We start from the raw sequence: 1,883 nt of genomic DNA, 5'->3' as shown, positions 1-1,883 counted from the left end.
TTTGGTTTCTATTTCTCCAAAGGCAGCCGAAATTTGATCACCTTATTGCTGGTCGGTTTGATATTTGGGCAGCTCTTTTCTAACATTGCGTCTTTCTTCTCGCTATTGATGGATCCCAATACGTTCGCTTTCGTGCAGTCCAAACTGTATGCAAGCTTTAACAACGTAAAGGTTAATCTCGTGTACTTCAGTGCGCCTATGTTGATATTGGCTTGCTGGTTGCTGTTTCGTATGCATCGCACATTGGATGTGTTCTGGTTAGATCAAGACAACGCGAAAAGCTTGGGTGTTGATGTGCCGAAAGTGACGCGCAACGTCTTCATCCTTTCTGCGGTTTTGATTGCAATTTCTACCGCTTTGGTTGGCCCAATTATGTTCTTTGGTTTGCTTGTTACCAACTTGAGCCGCGAGATGTTTCACTCCTATCAACATAAAACATTGTTGATAGGCTGTTCACTGTTGGCCATTAGCTCCTTGCTTTCAGGGCAGTGGATCATTGAAAACGTATTTAATTTTGAGACAACGCTAAGCGTGGTCATTAACTTCCTTGGCGGCATTTATTTCTTGTATCTGCTGTTGAAAAACAAAGTCGTATAAACATGATAGTCATAGAGAAACTAACCAAAGCATTTGGTTCGAGTAAAGTCGTTGATAGCGCGGATACTCAGTTCGAAAAAGGCAAAGTGACGTCGATCATTGGCCCAAATGGAGCCGGTAAAAGTACCTTGCTCTCGATGGCTTCTCGCCTAACAGAGCGAGATGGTGGTAGCGTCATCATCGACTGTAAAGAGATCGCTGAGTGGGATACCAAAGAGCTGGCGAAAAAGCTTGCTGTGTTGCGCCAAGCGAACTCAATCACGATGCGATTTACCGTGAAAGAGCTGGTCTCTTTTGGTCGTTTTCCTTATTCAAAAGGCAATCTCACTAAAGACGATCATGCGGTCATTGCACAAGCCATTGATTACTTAGACCTGCAAGACATTCAAGATAAATACTTGGATGAGTTGAGTGGTGGTCAGCGCCAGTTGGCGTTTATCGCCATGGTGATTGCTCAGGATACGGACTACGTTTTCTTAGATGAACCGCTGAACAACTTGGATATCAAGCACTCATTGCAGATCATGAAGGTGATTCAAAGGCTTGCTCATGACATGAACAAAGCAATGGTGGTTGTGATTCACGATATCAACTTCGCGGCGTGCTATTCCGATGTCATTCTGGCGCTTAAACAAGGCAAAGTGGTGGCAAGTGGTACGGTTGAAGAGGTGATTCAGGCAACAACATTGGAAGACATCTACGAAACACCATTTAACATCATTGAGTTAAATGGCAAGCGCATGTGCACTTACCATTAATCTGAACCAACTTGTTGCCTTTAACGAACTGCAATAGATAGGCGAGCTTACTTAGTGAGCTCGTCTATGATTGGGCAGCGACTTTTTGCATCGCCAGGACAAGCCGATACCCAACCTTCCAACTGTTTTTTGATTTCCATCAGGTGAGCAATTTTCTCTTCTACTTCGCGCAGTTTATCCATCGTTCTTTCTTTCACTTCGCTGCTTTTACGGTTTGGATTATGCGCAAGCTGGACGAACTCTTTACATTCTTGAAGTGAAAATCCTGCGTTTTTTGCTCGTGAAACTAAGTTAAGTTCTTGAATATGATTATCCGAATACTCGCGATAGCCAGAATCACTGCGTGCTGGTGGAGAGATGATCCCTTTGTCTTCATACAAACGAATCGACTTTGATGACAGTCCAGTTAGCTTCGCGACAGCGCCAATATTCATGTTTAACCTCCACATTCGAGATAACGCCGATGCCGTTAATTGTCGTTGTGTATCAGCGCGTTAAACATATTGGTTTCTACGCAGCGTTTGATTT

3 protein-coding genes are annotated in these 1,883 nt (G+C 43.7%); 2 read left to right on the top strand and 1 reads right to left on the bottom strand.

The features are described 5' to 3' along the window. On the top strand, positions 1-597 hold a 597-nt coding region (locus R7F67_RS23830; RefSeq protein ID WP_318057414.1), incomplete at its 5' end, for an iron chelate uptake ABC transporter family permease subunit. Positions 598-599: 2 nt separating this feature from the next. Beyond that, entirely contained in the window at positions 600-1,355 is a 756-nt protein-coding gene (gene vctC / locus R7F67_RS23825; protein ID WP_318057413.1) for an iron chelate ABC transporter ATP-binding protein VctC, read from the top strand. A 47-nt stretch (positions 1,356-1,402) separates the two neighbouring features. Here the strand turns inward: vctC and cueR are convergent, their stop codons facing one another. Beyond that, complete coding sequence (cueR, locus tag R7F67_RS23820; protein ID WP_005486235.1) at positions 1,403-1,789, bottom strand: Cu(I)-responsive transcriptional regulator; 387 nt, start codon at positions 1,787-1,789, stop codon at positions 1,403-1,405. Positions 1,790-1,883: the final 94 nt, after the last annotated feature.

Source organism: Vibrio sp. YT-17, from assembly GCF_033337375.1.
Taxonomy (GTDB): domain Bacteria; phylum Pseudomonadota; class Gammaproteobacteria; order Enterobacterales; family Vibrionaceae; genus Vibrio; species Vibrio alginolyticus.
This window is presented reverse-complemented; position numbering and strand designations above follow the sequence as displayed.

Coding starts and splice junctions, on each gene's coding strand:
- cueR (WP_005486235.1), bottom strand. CDS start 1,789: ATGAATATTGGCGCTGTCGCGAAGCTAACTGGACTGTCATCAAAGTCG.
- vctC (WP_318057413.1), top strand. CDS start 600: ATGATAGTCATAGAGAAACTAACCAAAGCATTTGGTTCGAGTAAAGTC.